Below are 1,770 nucleotides of genomic sequence, written 5' to 3'. Positions count from 1 at the left end.
ATACTATTCTGGTAGGCTTTTCATTTATTACTCTTTTATTTTACACCATATTCTTAAAAGAGTCGCACCCAATGGCTGTTTACCTGCTGCCTGGACAATTAATTCTGGCAGGTTGCTAACAGCTAATGGAGTTTCAATTTTGGCAATAATTCCAGGTATTGATGCATTTATGGGTAATCTGGCTTGCAATTCTCGCTGTAAAAGTTCGATATCAGCAGGTTCCTGGACAAAAGAATAGCCCACAATATCGGCATGGGTAGCAACAAAATCCAAATCCTGCCGGTCTTTTTGAGTTAAAGGGCTAAAACGCAAAGTTGTATCAGGAAAATTCAAACCCTTATCTGCGCCTAGTTTTTCGCCTTTAATGCGGGCATGGGTGATTCGCAACAGTACCCCCTCCTCTGTGATCGACTCAACCCTTGCACCGATATGACCGTCATCAATCCAAACGCTTGCACCAACCTCTAATTGATCCAGTATTTCGGGTATGGTGCAATTTACTTGGAAACAAGTAGATTCATTCGTAGTCGGTAAATCGCGGGTTAATAAGAGACACTCACCTCGAAATATCCTCTGTTTGGCATTGGGAGCGTTCGCGCCAGCGTGCCGGAGGCATCTCGCGATTCCAATTCGAGGTTTTGGTCCACCCAAATCCATTAAAACTTTGCAGGAATGTCCTGTTTCTGCCTCTGCGATGCGTACATTGGCAATCATCGCAGACCATTCCGCAGAAGTATCATGGGCACAATTAATCCGCACGCAATTAGTGCCACGTTGGATTAAATCCCGCACAAATTCGTAATAGCTAGCTGCTTCTGTTGGCAAAGTCACCATGATCCTGACTCGACGCTGATTAAGTTTTGCGTCTAACAAATCTTCGGTATGTTGTTCGAGGAGACGATCGCCTTCAAAAAATGCTGCCAGTGAAGGACGATTGGGTAAAGAATCAGAACAACTTCCACAAATTGCCCCCAAAGTTGCGATCGCAGCATCCAAATTTGGCAAAACTCGCGCTTCAATTCGCCCCAAAGAAGATAAACCCCAAGGCATTAAAGCTGCTTGTAGGGGACGCAAATCATGCCTTCGCAGTGCCAAATAATACGCGAGGTTCTGACTACTTTGCAGAAAATTTTGCCGTTGAATACGCGATCGCCATTGGTTAAAAATTTCCTCTCCTTCTTGAATTACCAACTGACGTAACTGTTGTAGCGCATTCAGTAAAATTTCCGGGTTTGATAAATCCAAAGAAGAGTAATCACAGATTAGATGTCGATTTATCTCTGAGTGAGCTATTAGCATCGGTTATCTTTTGGTTTTATTGTGGTCTTCAGTATCAGAATTATACGAAATTTAAAAGGTTTATTTATTTACTAATTCAGCTTTATTTTTCAATTTTCATTCAAAAGATTATTCTGAGTGTTTACGAGGAATGCTTAATTTTCAGATAAAAACATGAGGAACTTGTGAAGAAAAAGTTTTTTTTGAAAATTTGCCTTGTATCTACGATTCAGAACTATATTCATTTTGTTTTTTTATACCTTAAACTTCGATTAACCGATTAATGATATATTTCACTGCTAAACTTATCTAATTACAAAGATTTTCAGGTGAATGAAGCAGATTGTTTTTATTTCACGGATTAGGCAGCAAGCAGGGCTATTTCATTCTAAAAGTAGGAGCTATGTGGTATAATCTAGCGCGAATCCAAGCGTGTGCATCTACCTCCATGAGCCAACCAGCAATTATAGAAGCTTTTGCAGAGCTTAAAGA

At 40.4% G+C, this 1,770-nt stretch carries 1 protein-coding gene; it reads right to left on the bottom strand.

Annotated elements, in window-relative coordinates; all coding sequences use genetic code 11:
* Positions 1-27: 27 nt before the first annotated feature.
* Entirely contained in the window at positions 28-1,299 is a 1,272-nt protein-coding gene (locus tag CK510_RS29990; RefSeq protein WP_095725070.1) for a pyruvate kinase, read from the bottom strand.
* Positions 1,300-1,770 lie beyond the last annotated feature (471 nt).

Origin of the sequence: Brunnivagina elsteri CCALA 953 (genome assembly GCF_002289455.1) — a bacterium.
GTDB lineage: Bacteria > Cyanobacteriota > Cyanobacteriia > Cyanobacteriales > Nostocaceae > Brunnivagina > Brunnivagina elsteri.
This window is presented reverse-complemented; position numbering and strand designations above follow the sequence as displayed.

Excerpts from the sequence above, each read along its gene's own strand:
- CK510_RS29990 (WP_095725070.1), bottom strand. The coding sequence starts at position 1,299 with ATGCTAATAGCTCACTCAGAGATAAATCGACATCTAATCTGTGATTAC.